16 protein-coding genes are annotated in these 21,979 nt (G+C 63.9%); 9 read left to right on the top strand and 7 right to left on the bottom strand.

Going from position 1 to position 21,979, the window contains the following annotated elements; translation table 11 throughout:
• The coding region (locus DM374_RS18735) for a thioesterase domain-containing protein (protein ID WP_225422535.1) at positions 1 to 1,407 on the top strand (1,407 nt) is incomplete at its 5' end.
• A gap of 238 nt (positions 1,408 to 1,645) precedes the next feature.
• Here the strand turns inward: DM374_RS18735 and DM374_RS18740 are convergent.
• The 3 genes from DM374_RS18740 to DM374_RS18750 form a co-directional block, all read right to left on the bottom strand.
• On the bottom strand, positions 1,646 to 4,063 hold the full coding sequence (locus tag DM374_RS18740; protein WP_404821343.1) for a TonB-dependent siderophore receptor: 2,418 nt from the start codon (positions 4,061 to 4,063) through the stop codon (positions 1,646 to 1,648).
• A gap of 470 nt (positions 4,064 to 4,533) precedes the next feature.
• Positions 4,534 to 7,014, bottom strand: coding sequence for a TonB-dependent receptor (locus tag DM374_RS18745; protein ID WP_110971235.1), 2,481 nt, complete (start codon positions 7,012 to 7,014; stop codon positions 4,534 to 4,536).
• 75 nt (positions 7,015 to 7,089) lie between these two features.
• The gene (locus tag DM374_RS18750; RefSeq protein WP_110971236.1) at positions 7,090 to 8,754 is read right to left on the bottom strand and encodes a cyclic peptide export ABC transporter; all 1,665 of its coding nucleotides are present in this window, start codon (positions 8,752 to 8,754) and stop codon (positions 7,090 to 7,092) included.
• 194 nt (positions 8,755 to 8,948) lie between these two features.
• On the opposite strand from DM374_RS18750, the gene DM374_RS18755 reads away from it, so the two are divergent.
• Positions 8,949 to 9,839 (top strand): DUF2242 domain-containing protein, encoded by an 891-nt coding sequence (locus tag DM374_RS18755; RefSeq protein ID WP_110971237.1) that lies wholly within the window; start codon positions 8,949 to 8,951, stop codon positions 9,837 to 9,839.
• Between the two features lie 990 nt (positions 9,840 to 10,829).
• Here DM374_RS18755 and DM374_RS18760 read toward each other — a convergent pair.
• Together DM374_RS18760 and DM374_RS18765 are read right to left on the bottom strand one after the other, a co-directional pair.
• On the bottom strand, positions 10,830 to 11,882 hold the full coding sequence (locus DM374_RS18760) for an AraC family transcriptional regulator (RefSeq protein WP_110971238.1): 1,053 nt from the start codon (positions 11,880 to 11,882) through the stop codon (positions 10,830 to 10,832).
• A 4-nt stretch (positions 11,883 to 11,886) separates the two neighbouring features.
• Positions 11,887 to 13,005 carry a carbon-nitrogen hydrolase family protein gene (locus tag DM374_RS18765; RefSeq protein WP_110971239.1) on the bottom strand — a complete coding sequence of 373 codons (1,119 nt, stop codon included), beginning with the start codon at positions 13,003 to 13,005 and terminating at the stop codon, positions 11,887 to 11,889.
• A 195-nt stretch (positions 13,006 to 13,200) separates the two neighbouring features.
• Between DM374_RS18765 and DM374_RS18770 the strand changes: the two genes are divergently transcribed.
• Together DM374_RS18770 and DM374_RS18775 are read left to right on the top strand one after the other, a co-directional pair.
• Complete coding sequence (locus DM374_RS18770) at positions 13,201 to 15,237, top strand: NADPH-dependent 2,4-dienoyl-CoA reductase (RefSeq protein WP_110971240.1); 2,037 nt, start codon at positions 13,201 to 13,203, stop codon at positions 15,235 to 15,237.
• A 287-nt stretch (positions 15,238 to 15,524) separates the two neighbouring features.
• Positions 15,525 to 16,415 carry a 1-aminocyclopropane-1-carboxylate deaminase/D-cysteine desulfhydrase gene (locus tag DM374_RS18775; protein WP_110971241.1) on the top strand — a complete coding sequence of 297 codons (891 nt, stop codon included), beginning with the start codon at positions 15,525 to 15,527 and terminating at the stop codon, positions 16,413 to 16,415.
• Here the strand turns inward: DM374_RS18775 and DM374_RS18780 are convergent.
• Both DM374_RS18780 and DM374_RS18785 read right to left on the bottom strand, forming a co-directional pair.
• Positions 16,412 to 16,960, bottom strand: a complete 549-nt coding sequence (locus DM374_RS18780) for a cytochrome b (protein ID WP_110971242.1) — start codon at positions 16,958 to 16,960, stop codon at positions 16,412 to 16,414. The two genes, DM374_RS18775 and DM374_RS18780, sit on opposite strands and share 4 nt — an antisense overlap.
• A 104-nt stretch (positions 16,961 to 17,064) precedes the next feature.
• On the bottom strand, positions 17,065 to 18,027 hold the full coding sequence (locus DM374_RS18785; RefSeq protein WP_110971243.1) for a DUF1853 family protein: 963 nt from the start codon (positions 18,025 to 18,027) through the stop codon (positions 17,065 to 17,067).
• A 102-nt stretch (positions 18,028 to 18,129) separates the two neighbouring features.
• Between DM374_RS18785 and DM374_RS18790 the strand changes: the two genes are divergently transcribed.
• From DM374_RS18790 to DM374_RS18810, 5 genes are read left to right on the top strand one after another with little or no spacing between them, the layout of a single operon-like run.
• Positions 18,130 to 19,020, top strand: a complete 891-nt coding sequence (locus tag DM374_RS18790) for an NAD(+) kinase (protein WP_095155675.1) — start codon at positions 18,130 to 18,132, stop codon at positions 19,018 to 19,020.
• On the top strand, positions 19,017 to 19,991 hold the full coding sequence (locus DM374_RS18795; RefSeq protein ID WP_177431579.1) for a metallophosphoesterase: 975 nt from the start codon (positions 19,017 to 19,019) through the stop codon (positions 19,989 to 19,991). Before DM374_RS18790 ends, DM374_RS18795 begins: the two co-directional genes overlap by 4 nt.
• Positions 19,988 to 20,872, top strand: a complete 885-nt coding sequence (locus DM374_RS18800) for a rhomboid family intramembrane serine protease (protein ID WP_110971245.1) — start codon at positions 19,988 to 19,990, stop codon at positions 20,870 to 20,872. The genes DM374_RS18795 and DM374_RS18800 overlap by 4 nt, the downstream gene beginning before the upstream one ends.
• Before the next feature lie 13 nt (positions 20,873 to 20,885).
• Complete coding sequence (locus DM374_RS18805; RefSeq protein WP_095155678.1) at positions 20,886 to 21,146, top strand: YeaC family protein; 261 nt, start codon at positions 20,886 to 20,888, stop codon at positions 21,144 to 21,146.
• Complete coding sequence (locus tag DM374_RS18810; protein ID WP_110971246.1) at positions 21,143 to 21,973, top strand: DUF2797 domain-containing protein; 831 nt, start codon at positions 21,143 to 21,145, stop codon at positions 21,971 to 21,973. The genes DM374_RS18805 and DM374_RS18810 overlap by 4 nt, the downstream gene beginning before the upstream one ends.
• Positions 21,974 to 21,979: the final 6 nt, after the last annotated feature.

A 21,979-nucleotide genomic window follows, 5' to 3' on the forward strand; every position in this document is an offset into this window, starting at 1 on the left:
GCGCGGCTGCTGGAGCATCCGGCCGTACACGAAGCGGTGGTGATCGATGTCGACGTGGACGGCATCAAGCAACTGGCCGCCTGGCTGGTTGCCAGTGACAGCCGGGCCAGCACCGACGCGTTGCGCGCCGAACTCAAGACCCATCTGAAAGCCAGCCTGCCGGATTACATGGTGCCGAGCCACTTGGTGTGGCTGGAGAAAATGCCCCAGACCCCCAACGGCAAGCTGGACCGCAAGGCCCTGCCGAAACCCGATGCCAACCAGGCCCAGGCCGTTTATGAGCCGCCGCGCACCGAGCGCGAGCAGCGTCTGGCGCAGATCTGGGCTGAGGTGCTGAAGGTCGAGCGGATTGGCCTCAAGGACAACTTCTTCGCCTTGGGCGGTCATTCGCTGCTGGTGATCAGCGTTGTCGGCAAGATCCGCGAAGCGTTCGCCATCAGCATCAGCTTGCACGACTTCCTCCTGCTGGAAACCTTCGAGGAACTGGCGGACTTCGTCAGCGCGGGGGAGCGGCGGGTGAGCAAGCCGGTGATCAGCATGAACACTGGCGGCAGCGACAAGGCCCCGTTGTTCTGCCTTCCGCCGGGCGGTGGCGGCACCTACGCCTACTACCCGCTGGCCGGGCACTTGAGCGGCCAGCGCAGCGTGCTGGGCGTAGTCAACAAGAGTCATGTGGTGCCAGGCTGGTTTGAAACCTCCTGGGACGGGATGGTGGCGTATTACGTCGAGCAGATCAGGCAAGCCCGGCCCAGCGGCCCTTATCACCTGCTGGGCTGGTCGCTCGGCGGTGCGCTGGCGATGGACGTGGCGCATGCGCTGGAGTCGGCGGGTGAGCAGGTCGGCTTCCTCGGGTTGATCGACAGTTTCCTGCCGACGGAGGCCAGCGAAGCGGTTGCGCAGGTTGACGCGCCTGTCGAGGCGAAGCCTGAAGGTCCATGGGATGGCCTGGTGAAAAGCCTGTTGGCCTTTGCCCCGGGTATTGGCGAACAGACGGTGCTGGGTTTGATCGACGAAGCGACGGCACGTTTTTCCGATTCGCCGGAGGCTGCCGACTGGGTGATTGACCGGGTCGCCGAACAGAGCGGTGCGTCTCCCGAGGCGCTGCGTGCCGTGCACCGCGATATCGCCGTACAGGCCGAGATTGCCGGTGGCTATCAACTGCTTGGCGTGAACATGGCCCTGGCCCGCTCATTTGCCTTGAAGCCGCTGAAGGTCGTGCCGCAGTGCTGGTGGGCGGGCGCGAGCCGCAATGCCGCGCAGGTCGAGGCCGATGAAGCCTTGCTGCGCGGCGCTTGTGCGGTGAATGGCCTGTGGTCCGAAACGCTGTTGGGGCAGAAGCACGATGATGTGATCCTGAGTCCGGCGTTGCTGGAGAGCTTGATGCGGCGGCTGGAGTGGGTTGAGTGATGGGTGTGAGGCGCTAGCCGGCAGTTTTTCGCCGCTCTCAAGATCGAGCGCCGGCAAGCCGGCTCCCACAGGGATATGGTGTAGCTCGAATCACACTGTGGGAGCCGGCTTGCCGGCGATGCGCCGCGCGGGCGGCGCTCGATCTCAAGGACACTAACGTCCTCCAGGCAGACACAAAAAAAGGCCAGTCGGTAACCCGACTGGCCTTTTCTTTCGTTACACGTCAGTCACAACCCGATCAGAAATCTCCGCGCAGGGTCAGCATGTAGCTGCGCGGTGCGCCGAAGATATTGCCGCGGTCTATCGCCGGTGCAGAGACGTAGTAGCGGCGGTCGAACAGGTTTTCGCCGTTGACCGCGACGCTCCAGTGCTGGTCCAGCTTGTAGGCGACGCGCGCGTCCCAGATGGCGCGACCACCGTCCCCGAACTCCACGCCGTTGGTCTTGTTGCTGAAACCCGACTGGGCAGACACACCAACACCTGCGGACAGGCGGTTCCACTCGGCCGGCAGGGTGTACATGGTGCTGACGCGGGCGATGTGTTTAGGGGTGTCGGTGGTCAGCGGCGATGCAGAGCTGCTGCTGGTCATGTTGTAGGTGTAGCCACCCATGACTTGCAGGCCCGGCAGGACTTCACCGCTGGCTTCGAGGTCGACGCCCTTGCTGCGCTGGGTGGTGACGTTGAAGTAGCAGGTGCCGGAAGCGTCGTTGGACGGGCAACGGCCGCGGTTGGCGACGTCTTCGCCCAGCACGTCTTCTTGCTTGATGTAGAACAGCGCCATCGACACGTTCAGTTGCTTGTCGAACAGTTCGCCCTTGATCCCGGTTTCATAGTTGGTACCGACGGCTGGATCCAGCGGCGAGCCGCTTACGCTGCGGTAGTTGGCCTGGGGTTTGAAGATGTCGGCGTAGCTGGCGTACCAGGACCAGTTTTCGTTGATGTCATAGATCAGGCCGGCGAACGGGGTGAATTCGTGGGTCTGTTTGTTCTCGTAGTCGCCAGTACCCAGCTTGTCGTTGTAGTCATAGTCGTACCAGCTCAGGCGGGTACCCAGGATCAGGCTCAACGGCTCGCTCAGGTGGATGCGGGTGTTGGCGAAGATGCCTTTGCGTTCTTCGGTGTATTCGTTGATTTGCGACCAGGCCGGGCGTGCCGGTTTGATCAATGCATCATGGTTCACGTCAAACACGTTGACCGGGGTGTTGACGATGCCAGCGGTTACCACGCCGCGTTTGGTGCCGACGGTCTGCTTCGACCAACTGGCGCCCACGGTGACCTGGTGCGTCAGGCCGAAGGCATCGAAGTTGCCTTCCACGAAGCTGTCGACGCCATTGCCTTTCATGCTGACGTCGCGGAATTCCACGCCCCGCCAGGTCGCGCCGGCATTGGTAACCGGGTTGATGCCGATCGGTGAACCCAGGGCCTGGGCATAAGGGACGACCGCCGCGAAATCACCTTCGGTATGGATCAGCGTGGTCTTGCTGGTCCAGCTGTCGTTGAAGCGGTGGGTGAGCTCGGCGAAGGCTTCGTCCGTTTCGCTGTCCTTGTAGGCCCAGTTCTGGCTGAGGGTTGTGGAACGGGAGATGTCCAGCGAGTTGCCGTTGTTGTAGCGCGGCAGGTCGTAGATGGAGTAGCCGTTCATGTTGCTTTTCTGACGGCGCACGCTCAGCGCCACGGTGGTGTCCTCCGACAGGTCGCCCTCGACGATGCCGTAGAACAGCGGAGTCTGGGTTTCCTGGCCATCCAGGTAAGTACCCCGGTCCTCATAGGCGGCGACCACGCGACCGCGCAGGGTGCCTTCGTCGTTGAGGCGGCCGCTGCCGTCCAGGTCCATGCGGTAGTTGTCCCAGGAACCGGCACGGGTGGTGATGGAGAACTGCGGTTCCGAGGTCGGGCGCTTGCGCACCAGGTTGATCGCACCGCCCGGGCTGCCAGCGCCGACCAGCAGGCCGGATGCACCGCGCAGGACTTCGACGCGGTCGTAGAAGGCCATGTCCAGCGGCATCCAGCCGGTCAGGTTGTAGGTCTGGCCAGGAATGCCGTCCATCATGAAGGCTTCTTCGCCCAGCACGAAGCCACGGGATTGATACTGGTGCGAGCCGAAGTTGCGCTGGGTGAACGACAGGCCCGGGGTCTTGGCGAGTACCTGGTCCAGGGTGTTGAGGTTTTTGTCGTCCATCAGTTTGCGGGTGATGATCGACACCGACTGCGGGGTTTCCCGCAGCGAGTGCGCGCCTTTGCCAATGGTGACCGCGCCGGTGGTGTAGGAGCCGGTGTTCTCGGTGGTAGTGCCCAGGGCGTGGGAGTTGATCGAGGTCGGGGCCAGGTTGACCGAAGCCGATGGGTCATTTGCCGAGAGGGTCAGGGTGTCGCCCTGCACGCTGTAGGACAGCCCCGAGCCACCGAGCAGTTTGCCGGCGGCCTGTTGCGGGGTCAGGCGACCTTGTACCGCGCCGCTGGTCTTGCCCCGCACGTCTTCAGTGCTGAACAGCACCTGCAGATTGGCTTGGCGCCCCAACTCACTCAAGGCACCGGCCAATGGCTGTGCCGGGATGTTGAACTCCACTTCCTGAGCCTGTACCTGGGCGGCGATCGGCAGGGTGAGTGCCAGGCCGATTGCGGCGAGCGAAGGCTTGGCGCGGAAGGCACGGCTCATCAGCAGGGCTTTGCTCAGTGGCGTAAGTCGGGGCGTTGTGTGCATGGAAGGAAAACTCGTTCTAATGGTTGTGTGTCGGGATGGGCGACGGCCGTCGCGGCTGCGGCTCGTTGGCAGCAAGTGCTCTGCAGGCAGGCCGAAGCCCAGGCACTTTTCTTGAGGTCGAGCGCGTTTCGTCGTTGAAGAGAACGAGTTGCACCTGCACGGATTTAACGGAATTTTCACTTTCTGACAGATCATGAAAAAACGCCGGAAATCTGCGCTTTCACGGAGGTTCGCTGTTTTTATGGCGCTTTTTTACTGGCGCAGAAAGGCGGCTGGGGCGAGGGTCCCAGCAGCTCTGGAGGAAGGCAAAAAGGCAGGGTAGAGCGTAATGTCAGTCAGTTAGCGTTTTATGCAGCCCTTCGCGACGGTTCGGCGCCCCGAAGGGCGTCAACAGGCTTAACTGACTGGCATTAGGGTAGGGCGGCTCAGAAATCGCCGCGCAGGGTGGCCATGTAGCTGCGGGGATCGCCGAACAGGTTGCCGCGATCGAGGGCATTGGCGGAGTAGTAGTACTTGCGGTCCAGCAGGTTTTCCCCGCTGAGGCCGAGGGTCCAGTGCTCGTCCAGTTTCCATGAGACCCGCGCATCCCAGATCGCCCGCCCCGGCGAGCCGTAGTTCTGGTTCGGGCTGTTGTTCCAGGAATAACCGGACTGCGCCGAGACGCCGCCGCCCACCGTCAGCCGGTTCCACTCGCCGGGCAGGGTGTAGCTGCCCGTCAGCCGTGCGAGGTGTTTCGGGGTTTCGTTGGAGACCGGGCCGCCGGCACTGCTGTGGGTCGTGTTGAAGGTGTAGCCCGCCATCACCTGCAGTCCCGGCAGGACTTCACCACTGACTTCGATGTCGACGCCGCGGCTGCGCTGGGTGGTGCCGTTGACGTAGCAAGTGCCGGTGGGGTCGTTGGTCAGGCACTTGTCGAGGCTGGCTGTGTCGAGGGCGGCCACGTCGTCCTGACGGATATAGAACAGCGCGAGGGACAGGTTCACCCGCTTGTCCAGCAACTCGCCCTTGATCCCGGTTTCGTAGTTGGTGCCCACTGCCGGGTCGAGGGTCGAACCGCTGGAGGTGCGGTAGACGCTTTGTGGCTGGTAGATGTCGGCGTAGCTGGCGTACCAGGACCATTGCTCGTCGAGGTCGTAGATCAGGCCGGCGAAGGGCGTCAGCCGGTGATCCTGGCGGGCGGTGAAGTCGCCACTGGCAAGCTTGTAGTTGAAATCGTATTTGTACCAACTGAGCCGCGTGCCGAGCACCAGGGTCAGGGGTTCGGCGAGGCGCAGGCGGGCGTTGGCGTAAACGCCGGTGCGCTGGTCCACCGACTGGTTGATCGAGGTCCAGGCGGGGCGTTCCGGCCTGGCGAAGGCATGATGATCGACGTCGAAGATATCCACAGGCACGTTCACGGCCACCGGTACGCGCTTTTCCAGAACGTCCTGGCGGGACCAGTTGGCGCCGAGGGTGATCTGCTGCGGCAGGTCGAACCATTCGAAGTGGCCTTCGACATGGCTGTCCACGCCGGTGCTGTCGATGTCGGTGTGGCGGAACTCAACACCCCTGAACGCGGTTCCGCTCTGGGTGAGCGGGTCCACTGCGCCGCGGGCATACGCCACTGCCAGGTTGAAGCTGCCCTGGGAGTGGATTACCGAGGTTGTGGCGCTCCAGTCGTCGTTGAAGCGATGGGTGAGTTCGGTGAAGGCTTCAGTGACCTCGGCTTCGTGCTCGTTCCAGTCCTGAACCAGCGCGGTGGAGCGGGAGATGTCCAGGGAACTGCCGTCCTTGTAGCGCGGCAGCCCATAGATCGAGTAGCCCTTGAACTGTCCGGACTGGTAGCGAAGGCTGCCGGTCAGGACGGTGTCGTCGTCGAGGTCGGCGTCGACGATGCCGTACAGCAGCGGTTGCGTGGATTTCTTCTCATCGATGTAGGAGCCCTTGTCCTCATAGGCGGTGATGAAGCGTCCGCGCAGCGTGCCTTCTTCATTGAGCTTGCCGCTGCCATCCAGATCGAGCCGGTAGCCATCCCATGAGCCGGCGCGGGACATGACCGTGAGTTGCGGTTCTGCGGTGGGGCGCTTGCGCACCAGGTTCACCGCGCCGCCTGGATTGCCGGGGCCGATAAGCAGCCCCGAGGCGCCGCGCAGCACTTCGACACGGTCATAGATGGCCATGTCCACCGGCAGCCAGGCGGTGATGTTGTAGGCCTGACCGGAAATCCCGTCCATCAGGTAACTCTCGTCCCCCAGCACGAACCCGCGTGACTGGTAGAGATGAGAGCCGAAATTACGCTGGCCGAAGGTCATGCCCGGTGTTTGCGCCAGCACCTGATCGAGGCTGGTGAGGTGACGGTCGTCCATCAATTGACGGGTCATGACGGTCACCGACTGAGGGGTTTCCCGCAGGGTCTGTGTCGATTTGCCAAGGGTCACCGCGGAGGCGGCATACGACCGGGTGAATTCGCTGGTGGCATCAAGCGGCTCGGCGCTGATCGAGGTGGGCGCCATGTCCAGTACCGTGGGGCTGGCGGTCGCGCCCAGGGTCAGGGTGTCACCCTGCAGGCTGTAGTCGAGGCTGCAGTTTTTCAGCAACAGGCGGGCGGCCTGTTCGGGAGAGTAGCGACCGCGTAACGCCGGGCTGACGTCGCCCTGAATCTGCTCCGGGTTAACCAGCACTTGCAGGTCACTTTGCCGGCCCCACTCCTGCAGGGCACTCCACAAGGGTTGCGCAGGAATGTTGAAGTCCTTTTCCGCAGCGTGGACCTGACTGTTCTGCGACAGGGCAAGGAGCGAAACGGCGGCTGTCAGGGCGGGTTTCCTTACCCGCAGGACGAGCTTCAGCAGTAACGCGAAAGAGGATGAAGAGGGTCGGGATGCCAAAGAAAATGATATCCATTTGTGTGGAGTATCACATTCTGGCATGTGATGGCACTTGCCTACCACCACCCCCTCCGGCAACCGGTCTGAAAGGCGCGAGCGCCAGATTAACTGCAGTTGTCAGGCGGGCATTGCCTGCTCTTCCACCTGCTCGACCCTGATCCGTCCGCCTTCCATTCGCACCAGTTGATCAGCAATCGGGAAATACCGGTCATCGTGGGAGATGACGATGATGGTCTTGCCCTGCTGTTTCAGCTCCGGTAGCAACTCGGTGTAGAACACCCGGCGGAAGGCCGGGTCCTGGTCGGCGGCCCATTCGTCGAACACCAGCAACTGGCGTTCGTCCAGCCAGGCACTGATCAGCGCCAGGCGTTTGCGCTGGCCGGTGGACAGGTCGGTGGTGGTGAACGCGCCGTCGCGGATGCTGACTTTGTGGGCGATATCCAGGCGCTCCAGGTATTTCGCAGCATCGCCGGTCAGTGGCGCGTCCCCTGGCAGCGGGTCGTCGAACAGGTAGTAGTCGGCAAAAATGGTGGTGAACAACTGGCGGTAGTCGTCCAGTTCCTCGGGTTGCAGCACCTCGCCGTTGAGCAGGATTTCGCCCTGTTGCGGTGTGTACAGGCCGAGCAGCAGCTTGATCAGGGTGGTCTTGCCGCCGCCGTTCTCGCCGACGATGAACACGATGTCGCCTTGCTTGATGCTCAGGTTGATCGGGCCAAGGTGGAAGGACTCGCTGCCTTCCACCGGTGGATAGTCGTAGCGCACCTGGCGCAGTTCCAGAGTCTGCATGTTCTGCAGGGCAGAGGGGCGGTCGCTGACCAGCAGGTGTGGCTCCGGTGAGGAGAACTTCCACGACAGTTCCGCGATCCGGCCCAGGGCGATCTTGGCCCGGGAGATGATTGGCATGGCGGTGACCAGTCGCTCCAGCGGGCCTTTCATGTAGAGCATCACCAGCACGAAACCGCCCAGCACGGTTTTTTCCGCCGCCGGCCACAGCGCCTGGAAGGCGACAGCCATACCGATCACGGCGAAGAACAGCATCGAGCCGAAGGTCTCGGCGCTGACGAAGATATTGGCCGCTCGGATGTTCGAGGTGCAGATGCGTTCGGTGGTGGTGAAGATCTTTTCATCCAGCATGTGCTGGCGGCGACGGCGCTGGATGCGCAGTTCCTTGGCGCCGGCTGACAGTGCCTGGTAGTGCTTCTGCAACTCGTCTTCGCCGTCGCGGGCCGCGACAATGCTACGCATGCCGGCCTTGTGCGCCAGGTACTGGGCGCCGCTGCCGATTGCCACGGTGACCAGGGTCAGCAGCAGGATCTGCCACGAGAGGAATGCCAGGTAACTCAGGCAGCCGAGGGTCACGGTAAAGGCGATCACCATCGGCGCCACCGACAGGGCGAAGTTGCTCAGGGTGGTGACGTCATTGAGCAGCACCGGAATCAGTCGGTGCGAGCGATAACGCTCCAGTTGCTCGATGGGCGCCACCAGCACTTTGGCCGCCAGTTCGCGGCGCAGGTTGGCCACGACCCGTTGGCCGACCTTGTTGCTCAACAGGCTCGACAGCGTGGAGCAGGCGAGGGTGAGCACCAGCAGACCGGCAAACATCAGGGCTGAATTGACGTTCGGCCCGCCGTCCTGGGTCATGGCGTTGTTGAGGGTGGCCAACAGGCCGGTGACGCTCAGGCCGCTGACGATCCCCAGCACAGTGGAGAGCACCACCAGCCACCAGTACGGCTTGAGGATGCGCAGGGTTTCCCCGGTCAGGTTTTCGGTTTTGAGCGTCATGCGGTGGTCTCTCGGGTCGCTGAGGGTTTTTGCCGTCAGGGAGAGGACGAGGTGCAACAGGGGAAATTTAAAGGGCGGGGAAGCTCTGCCATCTGTCGGACAGATGAATTCTGTCGCTGATTCACCGACGGGCGGTTTCAGTGACTCGCCATGTGTTGCACAATAGGCGCCGTTTCTCCCGTCCAGGATTTGCAATGTCAAAGTCAACCGTCCTCGGTGCGCTCGGGCTGGCCCTTGTGCTGGCGGGTGTCGCCGGCTGTTCCTCGAAGAAAGCCGCTGTCTATGAACACGAGAATTTCGATGATTCCGGGACCTTCTCCCGCAGCTTCCCGGTCAGCGAGGCAGGCTCCTGCGAAGCGGCCCGTCGCGCGCTGCTGAGCCAGGGCTACATCATCACCTCCAGCGACAAAGGCCAGGTCAACGGCAACAAGAGCTTCCAGCAGACCGGCGATAGTCACCTGCAGATCACCTTCAACGTGGTCTGCGCCAACGACATGAGCGGCGCGCAGCGCTCGACCATGTTCGCCAACGCCCTGCAGGACCGCTACGCGCTGAAGAAATCCAACACCTCGGCGAGCCTGGGTGTCGGTGTGCTTGGCTCGGTGTCGATGCCGATCGGCTCGTCCGACGACTCCATGGTCAAGGTGGCCAGCGAGACGGTGACCTCGACCCAGTTCTACGACCGTTACTTCGCCCTGGTGGAAAGCTTCCTGCCCAAGCCGACGAAGAAGAAGGCCGTGGTGCCTGAGGCTGTCGTGCCAGAAGCTGCTGCCCCGGCCAAGCCGGCCGTTGAGCTGGGCGTGCCGGAAATGCCCGCCGCTGCCGCCGCGCCTGTCGCTCAGGCCGCCGCGCCGGAAGCCGCCCCCGTACCCGTCGCTGCACCGGTGGTGGAAACCCAGGCCGCGCCGTTGGTCGATGACAGCAAAGGCTCCCAGCCCATCGCGCCGCCTGTCGAGGCTGCGCCGATCAGCGCCGAGCCGATTGTTGCGCCAGTCGTGACCGAACCTGCGGCCCCGGCCACTACCGTGCCGACCTCGGAAACGCCACCAGCCCCGACCAGCGGCGAAACGCCCGCAGCCCTCTAGCCCGCGGGATAAATCCTGTAACACCTGCTACGTTTATTTTCCTACACGATGTTGTCATTTTTTCTTCACCGGTGCACTTTAGGGTGAACCTTGAATCAGAGATGAACAGACCGAAACGGAGCAGGTGAAAATGGACGATTACCAGGAAGAACTTCTCGAATACCAAGCCTTCGAACTGGATCCACCAGAGCCAGCCGATGATGCTACCGAGCTTTGAACAGCGTCCTGAGCGGTATGACGCGGGGATTGAAATGAAAGGGCCAGTGTTTTTGCACTGGCCTTTTTTTGTTTGTGTCGCGGAGTAGTGGAGCGAGCCTTGGGGGTAGGAACAGCAAGCTGATCCATTCGATGGGGCGAGGCTGCGGGCCTTGTGGGAGATCGCTTGTCGGGGCGCCGAACCGCAGCGATGACGTCGGCGATTTCACCACCGCCATCGCTGCATGGGTATCTACACATCTTGTGGCTGTATGAAGACCATGAAGCGCCAGTCAGGAAACCGAGTCATGGCGACCAGGCGCATGCCGACAGTTTTTCAGCGCTCTCAAGATCGAGCGCCGCCCGCGCGGCGCATCGCGAGCAAGCTCGCTCCTACATTGGTTGCAACGCGGCATGGCCTGTGAGATCGGCGTTGCCGGCCTTGTTGCATGGCTGGAAAGTGCGGGGGGCTGGGGCGCCAGCCTCGAGATCGAGCCGAACCACCAAGGCGTTCACCATGGCCTGACAGCTATAGGTACGTTGCAACCAATGTAGGAGCGAGCTTGTCGGGGCGCCGAACCGTCGCGATGCGCCGCGCGGGCGGCGCTCGATCTCAAGATTGCTGAAAATCTATCGACATGTGGATGGCAGTTGTAACCCGGCCTCCCAGCGAAGGCTTTGCGGCCGCTACCATTCAGAAAGTTGTGTAGATACCTATGGCCATCGCTAGCAAGCCAACTCCCACAATGCCGGCAGCCTCGCCAAATCAAACGGATAAGCCCACAAACCAAACCGTCAGACGCTGATCTTTTCCGACCGCCGCTGACTCCGCCGAAACTCCCCCGGCGTCACTCCGCTCCAGCGCTTGAACGCCCTTTGAAACGCCTCCGCCGAAGCAAACCCCAGCAGATAGGCAATCTCACCAAACGCCAGCTCGGTATCGCGGATATAACTCATGGCCAGATCACGACGGGTGTCGTTGAGAATGGCGCGGAACTGGGTGCCTTCTTCGGCGAGTTTGCGGCGTAGTGTCCAGGTTGGCAGTTGCAGGCGCCGCGCCACTTCTTCCAGGTCCGGTTCCCGCCCGCCGTTGAGCAGCGGCCCGAGCAAGTGGGCGATGCGTTCGCCGAGGCTGCGGATGCGGGTGCGTTCCAGCAGTTCCTGTTCGCAGAGTTGCAGCAGGTGCTGCCAGGTGCTGGGGCAATGCGCGGGGTTGCGCAGTTCCAGGACCGCGCGGCTCAACCGCAACTGGTTGGTCTGGGCGCCAAACTGCACCGGTGCGAGGCTGAGTGTTTGATAGCTCTCGGCGTAGGCCGGGGCATCAAATTCGATTTCGATCCGCTCGGCCTGCAGCGGTTGGCCCGCGAGGCCGGAAAGCTGCGCCAGCCAGCCGGATAGCAGCGAATCCACCACGAAGCGGTTGTAGGCGTTGTACGGGCTGATGGAATAGAAACGCAGCCAGGCGCCATGACTGTCTTCCTCGAAACTCGACTGACCGCGGTAGTTGGCGGCGTACAGCGGTTCGAAGCGCAGCAGTGTGCGCGCCGCTTCACCCACGTTGGGCGCCTGGGCCGCGGTCACGCCGGCCAGCCCCGCCTGACCCAGCCGGCTCAGACGTCCCATGTGCAGACCCAGCGCGGGCTCGCGGGATTGTTCGATGGCGGCGTGGCCGAGGTGCATGTAGCGCGGAATCGACAGTCGCGCGCCGGGCTCGGCCAGGCGCTGCGGGGTCAGGCCATAGCGTTCCAGCAACGGGGCCGGGTCTTGGCCCCGGTCGGCCAGGGCCTGTTCCAGATTCTGGATAAAGCCGACCGAAAGGTCGCCCAGACGTACCCGTGGCCGGCTCACGGCCCTACAGCCACAGGTTCAGTAGCCGTGCGCCATGGCCAGCGCTGGCAAGGTGAAGGCCATTGAGGTTAGCGAAGCCCAGACCTTCGCCGCGGACCTCCCAGAACTGCCCACGGAGGAACACGCTCATGCTGGCGACTCCGGCAGGTACGCCGTCGGAACTTAGGCGATACCAGGCCTGATCCTCGCTGACTTCGCCCGGCTGGAGGCTCAGGGCAGCGGCCAGCGGTTGATGGCGGTTGCCGCGCCAGGGCCCGGCCCAAACGCCCTTGCCATCGACGAACGCCGGGTTGGCGATGATCTGCGCGTGCTGGCCAGCCAGTTGCTGGTAGTTGGACGGGTACCAGGCATCGCTGCCGACCAGTACGCCGAGGCGCCCCGCCGGGGTGTCCAGGACTTGCGGCGGATACGCGGTGCCCGGCTCGATAAAGCGCCGGGTGCTGCTGTCCGGGTACTGCTGGCGTTGCGGCTGACCGAGCACGGAACCGTCACCGGCAAACACCAGGCTGCTGTTGTACAGGGCGCCAGAACCGGCACGCAGGGTACCGTGATCCAGGTACGGCTCGGGCAGCACGATGGAACCGGCCACCAGCGTCACGCCGAACTCCTTGGCCAGCCCGCCGAACAGTTGCTGGTAATCGGCAGCCATCTGCCCGGCCTTCATCCGCAGGTGAGCGTCGGCGCGGCGGTCGTCGCCTTGCGCCGCAACCATCGCCAGGCCGTAGCGCAGCGGATTGCTCAGTTCCAGCCACTGGCGCGCTTCGCGCAGGTGGGTGACCTGGTACATCTCTTTCTTCTCGCCGCGGGCCCAGAGCCAGGTGCCGATGTGCTCGGGCAGGATCACCACGGTGCGCTCATTGACCAGACCCTGAACCCGCGCTTGCTCCAGATAGGAGGCGAGTTTGCGGTGCAGGCGGGTGAGGTTCTGGTAGTCGCCGGGGTAGAGCAGCGGCTCGATGCCGAGCAGGTTGCCCTGGCCGCTGGGGGTGCCTTCGCTCAGCGCCAGCTCGATCCGCAGATCAGACAGGTAATGACCTTCGGGGCGCTGTTCGGCCCAGATCAGGTAGCCGCCAAGGGCGGCGAGAAGAACAAGCGCCAGGGCGCCTGACAGAAGTTTTCGCATGTGGCGGACAAGGCCGGATAAGAATTCGGACACTAGGTTAGTCGTCCTCGTGCAGTTGGATCAATAACTTGTCACTTTCGGTCATTGAGCGCCGACGGGGTGCACTTTAATGTCGGCTCCATACAAACCGACGGGGCCCGCTGTTTGTACGAGAGGCCCTGCATTCCGTGATTCGCACCGCTTGTGGAGATCATCATGACCGCCGCTCACTACCCGCACCTGCTCGCTCCCCTGGACCTCGGCTTCACCACCCTGCGCAACCGCACCCTGATGGGCTCGATGCACACTGGCCTGGAAGAGAAGCCCGATGGCTTCGAGCGCATGGCCGCCTATTTTGCCGAGCGCGCCCGCGGCGGCGTTGGCCTGATGGTGACCGGCGGTATCGGCCCTAACGTGGAAGGCGGCGTGTATTCCGGTGCGGCCAAGCTGAGCACCCCGGAAGAAGCCGAGAAACACCGCATCGTCACCGAGGCGGTGCACGAAGCGGGCGGCAAGATCTGCCTGCAGATCCTCCATGCCGGTCGCTACGCCTACAGCCCCAAGCAGGTCGCGCCGAGCGCCATCCAGGCGCCGATCAACCCGTTCAAACCCAAGGAACTGGACGAAGAGGGCATCGAGAAGCAGATCGCCGACTTCGTCAACTGCGCGCAACTGGCCCAGAGTGCCGGCTACGACGGCGTCGAGATCATGGGTTCGGAAGGCTACTTCATCAACCAGTTCCTCGCCGCCCACACCAACCACCGCACCGACCGTTGGGGTGGCAGCTACGAGAACCGCATGCGCCTGGCGATAGAGATCGTCCGCCGTGTTCGCGAGGCGGTAGGCCCGAACTTCATCATCATCTTCCGCCTGTCGATGCTCGACCTGGTGGAAGGCGGCAGCAACTGGGAAGAAATCGTGCAACTGGCCCAGGCCGTCGAAAAAGCCGGTGCCACGATCATCAACACTGGTATCGGCTGGCACGAAGCGCGTATCCCGACCATCGCCACCAAGGTGCCGCGTGCGGCTTTCAGCAAAGTCACCGCCAAGCTGCGTGGTGCGGTGAAGATCCCGCTGATCACCACCAACCGCATCAACACCCCGGAAGTCGCCGAACAGGTGCTGGCCGAGGGCGATGCCGATATGGTTTCGATGGCGCGGCCGTTCCTCGCCGACCCGGAGTTCGTCAACAAGGCGGCGGCGGGCCGCGGTGATGAAATCAACACCTGCATCGGCTGCAACCAGGCCTGCCTGGACCACACCTTCGGCGGCAAGCTGACCACCTGCCTGGTCAACCCGCGGGCCTGCCATGAAACCGAGCTCAACTACCTGCCAGTGACCCAGGTCAAGCGCATTGCCGTGGTGGGTGCCGGCCCGGCGGGCCTGGCGGCGGCGACCGTGGCGGCCGAGCGCGGCCACCAGGTGGTGCTGTTCGATGCCGCCGGCCAGATCGGCGGGCAGTTCAATGTTGCCAAGCGGGTGCCGGGCAAGGAAGAGTTTTACGAGACCCTGCGTTACTTCGGTCGCAAGTTGCAGACCACCGGCGTCGAGCTTTGCCTGAACACCCGGGTCGACGCGGCGCAACTGGCGGCCGGCGGCTACGACGAAATCATCCTCGCCACCGGCATCGTCCCGCGTCTGCCGGCCATTCCCGGTGTCGACCATCCCAAGGTGATGAACTACCTCGACGTGCTGCTGGAACGCAAACCGGTGGGGCAGCGCGTGGCGGTGATCGGCGCGGGCGGCATCGGTTTCGATGTCTCCGAATTCCTCGTTCATGAGGGCGTCGCCACCAGCCAGGACCGCGAAGCGTTCTGGAAGGAGTGGGGCATCGATACCGGTCTGGAAGCCCGCGGCGGCGTCGCCGGGATCAAGCCCGCGCCGCATGCGCCGGCGCGCCAGGTCTACCTGCTGCAACGCAAGAAAACCAAGGTCGGCGACGGCCTCGGCAAGACCACCGGCTGGATCCACCGCACCGGGCTGAAGAACAAGCAGGTGCAGATGCTCAACAGCGTCGATTACCTGGGCATCGATGATGCCGGTTTGCATATCCGCATCGGCGAGGGTGAACCGCAGGTGCTGCCGGTGGACAACGTGGTCATCTGCGCCGGCCAGGATCCGCTGCGGGAACTGCATGACGGCCTGGTGGCAGCGGGGCAGTCGGTGCACCTGATCGGCGGCGCGGACGTGGCGGCGGAGCTGGATGCCAAGCGCGCGATCAACCAGGGGTCGCGGTTGGCCGCTGAGCTCTGACGAGTAGCTTGCCCTGTGGGAGTTGGCCGGGTGCCGCTCCCACGGGGCCGTGCAGGGGTTATCGCCTGACACAAGACCCTTTAGGAGCGGCTTGAGCCGCGATTGGCCGCGCAGCGGCCACAAAACAGGTATCCGAGGTGTATCAGCCTGCCCGGGGATTCAGGTTTTACGACGGCTTCGCCGCCGTTCGCGGCTGAAGCCACTCCCACAAGGGCGCGAGCAAACGTTCAGATTTTGAGCAAGACAGTTGCTCCCCCGGGGCAGATGCCGCCTGTAGAATCGGCGGCATGCTCAATCTCCCCCAAGCTCCTCTACAACTTCTTTCTCTGCCCTGGATAACCAAAGCCGGTATCCAGGTCGCCCTCCTGCGCCTTGATCTGATCGACCCCATGATCAGTGGCAACAAGTGGTTCAAGCTGCTCGAACACCTGCGAATCGCCCGTAGCAGCGGCGCGCCGGGGATCATCAGCCTGGGCGGCAATCACTCCAATCACCTCCACGCGCTGGCCGCTGCCGGTCAGCGTTTCGGCTTCGCCACCGTCGGGCTGCTGCGCGGTCACCCGCAGGACACTCCCACCACCCGCGACCTTGAAGCGTTCGGCATGCAGTTGCATTGGCTCGGTTATAGCGGCTATCGCGCTCGCAACGAACCGGACTTCTGGCTGCCCTGGCAAGCACGCTACCCCGGCTGGCATTGCGTGCCGGAGGGCGGCGGCGGTGTGTTGGGCGCCAGCGGCTGTGCGCTGATTGTGGAGCAGGCACGGGCACAATTGCCGGTTCTCGGCTGGAACGACTACGACGCCTGGTGGCTGGCGGTCGGTACCGGCACCACCCTGGCCGGGTTGGTGCTGGCGGAAGAGGGCGCTCATCCGGTGCATGGCGCGTTGGCCGTACCACCTGGATACGGCGTGGAAGAGGGCGTACCGGCATTGACCGGCAGCCTCGCCGGCTATCACCTGCACGACGCCAGCCGCGGCGGCTTTGCCAAGGTTGACGATGAATTGCTGGCCTTCATCGATCAAAGCGAGGCCGAGTCGGGCGTGCCGCTGGAGCCGGTGTATACCGGCAAGGCGTTGCTGGCGCTGAAGCAACGGGTGGAAGCCGGGGCCTTGGATGCGGGCACCCGGTTGATCGTTGTCCACACCGGAGGGTTACAGGGCCGACGCGGTTTCGCCTAGTCCTTCGCCGGCAGCATCCGCTGCAACGTATTGTCCTTGCGCACATAGTGGTGATATAGCCCGGCCACCGCGTGCAGTCCCACCAGCCAGTAGCCCAGTGCGCCAAACCATTCGTGCCAGCCTTTGACGAAGCGCGCCAGGTCCTTGTCCGGCGCCACCAGCGCTGGCAGTTCGAAGCCGTAGAAGGGGATCGGTTTGTCGGCGGCGCTGAGGATGACCCAGCCGGCCAGCGGCAAGCCGATCATCAGCGCGTACAGCACCGCGTGCAGCAGATGTGCCAGGCCGGTCTGCCAGGCGGGCGGGGCGGGGATGATGCGCGGTGTCGGGCGGGTCAGCCGCAGGGCCAGCCGCAGCCAGACCAGCACGAACACGGTCAGGCCGAGCATGAAGTGCAAGGTTTTCATCAGTTCCCGCTCGGCGCTGTCCTTGGGGAACAGGCCGCGCAATTCGATACAGGCGTACACCGCGGCCAGCAGCACCAGCATCAGCCAGTGTAGGGCGATGGACAGGCTGCCATAGCGCTCTCGCGTATTGGTCAGGGTCATGGGGATTCCTCGTCAGATCAGGGAGTGCGCTCTTGCTGGCGCTGATCTTCAACTCTAATCGCTGCGCGGCATTGCGGTAGCCGAAGGCGGCAAAAAAGCCGTGGTCAAGGCGTCTGGGTCAAGATTTCGGGCAGGTCGGGCCAGCGATCCGCAACCAGGAACAAACGCTCAGCTTCCTGCCAGTCGCCGTCGTCCCCCGGCTCCAGGCGCACCAGCAACTGGGCCTGGGCCAATGGATCAAGGGCCGCGAGCCAGAGCCGGAGACGCTCCTCGCTCCACAGTTCTTCCGCCGCAACCCTGGCCGGCCCCAACCATGCCTGGCGTGGCAGCAATTGCCAGCGCCCGTCGGTGTGGCTGGCGTGGAATGCCGGCCAGTCACGCTGATGCAGCCAGCGTCCGCGCAAGTGCTGCGGATGCGCGCCGTGGGGAGAATCCGCGTGGGCGGGCCAGGGATAGAGCAAGTAACCGCCCAGCCACAAGCGCGCCTGCACCTGATCCAGGCCAAGGCTCGCCAGGGCGTCGCGGCTTTCCGCGCGGGCCGAGATCGGCAGTTGGTGTTCGGCGAGGTGGGTCAGTTTGCGGTCCAGCCGGTCGTGGCAGCCGGGGCCGAGCCAGTGCGCCGGGTCGACGCCGTCGCCATGGCCGGGACCGAGGTAGAACTTGATCGCCAGTTCCAGGTGATGCACGCCTTCGCGGTCGCGCAGCAGGATGTCCAGTTCGCCCAGGGTGTGCCCGCCCTGGCGGATCGGCAGGTTGGCAGCCAGCAACTCCACGCCGGGCGCCTGGGTCAGGGCGAACTGCCAGAGCCGCTCGTAATACAGCCCCAGCCGCCGGCTGACCGAGCGCGCCAGCCAGGCCAGCAGAGGCGCCGGATCGAGGTCGAGGCGCAGCAGCCAGTCGTGCAGGCCGTCCGGGTCGTCGCGCCAGTTGCTGCCGCTGAGGGGGTGGCGCTGCGGCCACGGCGCGGTTTCCAGCAGCGGCGGCGACAGCAGCGCCCAGGCCAGGTCGCGGACCGCAGGCTGGCGCAGGTGGCGGGGCAGGTCGTGCAGGGCGGCGAACGGATTCATCCAGCGAGCATAGCCCCGTTTGCCGCTGGCCGACGCTTTCGCCCATAATCGGGCCTTTGGCCGCCGTGCCCTTTTACCGCCGCAGAGCCTTGCAGGAGCCCCATGGAGCAATTTCGCAATATCGGTATCATCGGTCGCCTCGGCAGCTCCCAGGTGCTCGATACCATTCGCCGTCTGAAAAAATTCCTGCTGAACCGGCACCTGCACGTCATTCTCGAGGACACCATCGCCGAAGTCTTGCCGGGCCACGGCCTGCAGACGTCCTCGCGTAAGCTGTTGGGCGAGGTCTGTGACCTGGTCATCGTCGTCGGCGGCGACGGCAGCCTGCTCGGCGCCGCGCGTGCGCTGGCACGACACAATATTCCGGTGCTGGGGATCAACCGCGGCAGCCTGGGCTTCCTCACCGATATCCGGCCCGATGAGCTGGAAGTGAAGGTCGCCGAAGTGCTCGACGGTCATTACCTGGTCGAGAACCGCTTCCTGCTCCAGGCCGAAGTGCGCCGCCACGGCGAGGCCATCGGCCAGGGCGATGCGCTCAACGACGTGGTCCTGCACCCGGGCAAATCGACCCGGATGATCGAGTTCGAGATCTACATCGACGGCCAGTTCGTCTGCAGCCAGAAGGCCGACGGCCTGATCGTCGCCACCCCCACTGGCTCCACCGCCTACGCGCTGTCGGCGGGCGGGCCGATCATGCACCCCAAACTCGACGCCATCGTCATTGTGCCGATGTACCCGCACACCCTGTCCGGGCGGCCGATCGTGGTGGATGGCAACAGCGAGCTGAAAATCGTCGTCTCCCAGGACTTGCAGATCTACCCGCAAGTCTCCTGTGACGGCCAGAACCACTTCACCTGCGCCCCCGGCGACACCATCACGGTGAACAAGAAACCGCAGAAACTGCGCCTGATCCATCCGCTGGACCACAATTATTACGAGGTCTGCCGGACCAAGCTCGGCTGGGGCAGCCGTCTGGGTGGTGGAGGCGACTGATGCTCGATCCAGCGCGCAGTTTCGACCTGATCGGCGATGTACACGGATGTGCCCACACCCTCGAACGTTTGCTCGACGCGCTTGGCTACAAGCGGGTGGGCGGCGTGTGGCGGCATGCTCAGCGTCAGGCACTGTTTCTCGGCGACATCATCGACCGCGGCCCGCGAATCCGCGAGGCCCTGCACATCGTCCACGACATGGTCGAGGCCGGGCAGGCGCATTGCATCATGGGCAACCATGAATACAACGCCCTCGGCTGGACCACCCCGGCCGCGCCCGGCACCGGCAAGACCTGGGTGCGCGAGCACACGCCGCGCCATGCCCGGCTGATCGACGAAACCCTGACCCAGTTCGAGCACCACCCCGGTGACTGGCACGACTTCCTCGGCTGGTTTTACCAGTTGCCGCTGTTCATCGACGCCGGGCGCTTCCGCCTGGTGCATGCCTGCTGGGACGGTCGCCTGATCGACGCTCTGCGCCAGCAGCATCCGGCGGGTGTGATCGACCAGGCCTTCGTCCAGGCCTCGGCCGAGCCCGACAGCTTCGCCCACCTGGTGTGCAACCGCCTGCTGCGTGGCACCGACATGCGCCTGCCGGACGGCCTGACCCTGACCGGTGGCGATGGCCTGACGCGCGCATTCTTCCGCACCAAGTTCTGGGAAGAAGACCCGCAGACCTACGGCGATATCGTGTTCCAGCCCGATGCGCTGCCGGATGCGGTCGCCAGTGCACCGCTCAGCCGCAGCCAGAAAAACGCCTTGCTGCGCTACGCCGAGAACGAGCCGATGCTGTTCGTCGGGCATTACTGGCGCAGTGGCAAGCCGGCGCCGATCCGCGCCAACCTGGCCTGCCTCGACTACAGTGCCGTGTTGTACGGAAAGCTGGTGGCGTACCGGCTGGACGATGAAACCCGGATCGACCCGCGCAAGTTCGTCTGGGTCGATGTGGAACGGCCGGAGGCCAGTCAATGAATGTGGTTCAGGTGATGCGCCTGCCGTTGAACATCGACCTTGGCGGTTTCGTCGAGATGCTGCAGCGCCTTCAGGTGTGGCATCGGGTGTCCGTCGAAGGCGACGAGCAGGTGCTGTGGGTCGCGGAGCCGATGGCCGAGCAGATCCGCACGCTGTACCAGCATTACCCTGAAGGCGACCCCAACGGCGAAGTGCAGCGTGCCGAGCCGTTACCGCCGGCGCCCGTGAGGCCGTCACGCCCCGGCTTCGTCGAACAACTGCGCAGCAGCAAGGCGACCGCTGCCGTGTTGCTGTTGAGCGTGGTGGTGGCGGTCGTCACCGGACTGGGTGACAACCTCGCGACCCTGCGCTGGCTGACCTTCCTCGATTTCCATGTGAATGGCGACTATGTCTACTTCACCCCACTGGACGTCAGCCTTCAGGCCGGCCAGTGGTGGCGCCTGATCACCCCGATGCTGGTGCATTTCAGCTTCCTTCACCTGGCCATGAACGGCCTCTGGTACCTGGAACTAGGCCGGCGTATCGAGCAGCGACAAGGCCGCTGGGTCTTGCTCGGCCTGACCCTGTTGTTCGGCCTGGTGTCCAACGCGGCGCAATACCTGTTCGAAGGCGCGAGCCTGTTCGGCGGGCTGTCGGGTGTGCTGTATGGCTTGCTCGGGCATGTCTGGCTGTATCAGTGGCTGGCCCCCGACACGGCATTCCGCCTGCCTCGGGGCACGGTGGCAATGATGCTGATCTGGCTGCTGCTGTGCCTTACCGGATTCATTACCTTGCTCGGTTTCGGCCAGATCGCCAACGCCGCCCATGTGGGTGGGTTGTTGGTCGGATGCCTGAGCGGGCTCTTGGGCGGGGCGCTGGCCCGGCGTAAACTGACCGCTTGATTTGGGAGACGCTATGTCCACTTTTGCGCAAATGATCGAAAACATCACCCCGGAAATCTACGAAAGCCTGAAGCTGGCCGTGGAAATCGGCAAATGGTCCGATGGCCGCAAGCTCACCGCCGAGCAGCGCGAGCTGTCGTTGCAGGCGGTCATCGCCTGGGAAATCCAGAACCTGCCCGAAGAGCAGCGCACCGGCTACATGGGCCCGCAGGAATGCGCGTCGAAGTCCATCACCGTGCCGAACATCCTGTTCAAGTCGGATGCGATCCATTGATCGAAGTCGGCCGTGGTTCCATTCGCAAAATGACCGCGCGTCTCGAGACGCCGGTCGTGCAATACGCTTTCCGCCTCGATGACGTGGAAGTTCCGGTCAATCCCATGCTCGGCCAGACCGTGCGCCTCGAATACCTGGGCGCCATCCACTGCAGCCATTGCGGGCGCAAGACCAAGACCAGCTTCAGCCAGGGCTATTGCTACCCGTGCATGACCAAACTGGCGCAGTGCGATGTCTGCATCATGAGCCCGGAGCGCTGCCACTACGACGCCGGCACCTGCCGCGAGCCGTCCTGGGGCGAGCAGTTCTGCATGACCGATCACGTGGTGTATCTGGCCAATTCGTCGGGTATCAAGGTCGGCATCACCCGCGCCAGCCAGTTGCCGACCCGCTGGCTCGACCAGGGCGCCAGCCAGGCGCTGCCGATCCTGCGGGTCGCCACGCGCCAGCAGTCCGGCCTGGTCGAAGACCTGCTGCGCAGCCAGGTGGGCGACCGTACCAACTGGCGCGCCCTGCTCAAGGGTGACGCTGAAGCGGTGGACCTGGTGGCGGTGCGCGAGCAACTGTTCGACAGTTGCGCCGATGGCCTCAAGGCCTTGCAGGAGCGCTTCGGCCTGCACGCCATCCAGCCGCTGCACGACGGCCAGCCCCTGGAAATCCGTTACCCGGTCGAGGCCTACCCGAGCAAGATCGTCAGCTTCAACCTGGACAAGAACCCGGTGGCCGAAGGCACGCTGCTGGGCATCAAGGGCCAGTACCTGATTTTCGACACTGGCGTGATCAACATTCGCAAGTACACGGCCTATCAACTGGCCGTGCATCAGTAAAAAGGA

The organism is Pseudomonas huaxiensis (assembly GCF_003231275.1).
GTDB lineage: Bacteria > Pseudomonadota > Gammaproteobacteria > Pseudomonadales > Pseudomonadaceae > Aquipseudomonas > Aquipseudomonas huaxiensis.

What these genes read in the sequence shown, in the direction of transcription:
- DM374_RS18740 (WP_404821343.1), bottom strand. Translation starts at nt 4,063, where the DNA reads ATGAGCCGTGCCTTCCGCGCCAAGCCTTCGCTCGCCGCAATCGGCCTG.
- DM374_RS18745 (WP_110971235.1), bottom strand. Translation starts at nt 7,014, where the DNA reads ATGCCAGAATGTGATACTCCACACAAATGGATATCATTTTCTTTGGCA.
- DM374_RS18750 (WP_110971236.1), bottom strand. Translation starts at nt 8,754, where the DNA reads ATGACGCTCAAAACCGAAAACCTGACCGGGGAAACCCTGCGCATCCTC.
- DM374_RS18755 (WP_110971237.1), top strand. Translation starts at nt 8,949, where the DNA reads ATGTCAAAGTCAACCGTCCTCGGTGCGCTCGGGCTGGCCCTTGTGCTG.
- DM374_RS18765 (WP_110971239.1), bottom strand. Translation starts at nt 13,005, where the DNA reads ATGCGAAAACTTCTGTCAGGCGCCCTGGCGCTTGTTCTTCTCGCCGCC.
- DM374_RS18770 (WP_110971240.1), top strand. Translation starts at nt 13,201, where the DNA reads ATGACCGCCGCTCACTACCCGCACCTGCTCGCTCCCCTGGACCTCGGC.
- DM374_RS18775 (WP_110971241.1), top strand. Translation starts at nt 15,525, where the DNA reads ATGCTCAATCTCCCCCAAGCTCCTCTACAACTTCTTTCTCTGCCCTGG.
- DM374_RS18780 (WP_110971242.1), bottom strand. Translation starts at nt 16,960, where the DNA reads ATGACCCTGACCAATACGCGAGAGCGCTATGGCAGCCTGTCCATCGCC.
- DM374_RS18785 (WP_110971243.1), bottom strand. Translation starts at nt 18,027, where the DNA reads ATGAATCCGTTCGCCGCCCTGCACGACCTGCCCCGCCACCTGCGCCAG.
- DM374_RS18790 (WP_095155675.1), top strand. Translation starts at nt 18,130, where the DNA reads ATGGAGCAATTTCGCAATATCGGTATCATCGGTCGCCTCGGCAGCTCC.
- DM374_RS18800 (WP_110971245.1), top strand. Translation starts at nt 19,988, where the DNA reads ATGAATGTGGTTCAGGTGATGCGCCTGCCGTTGAACATCGACCTTGGC.
- DM374_RS18805 (WP_095155678.1), top strand. Translation starts at nt 20,886, where the DNA reads ATGTCCACTTTTGCGCAAATGATCGAAAACATCACCCCGGAAATCTAC.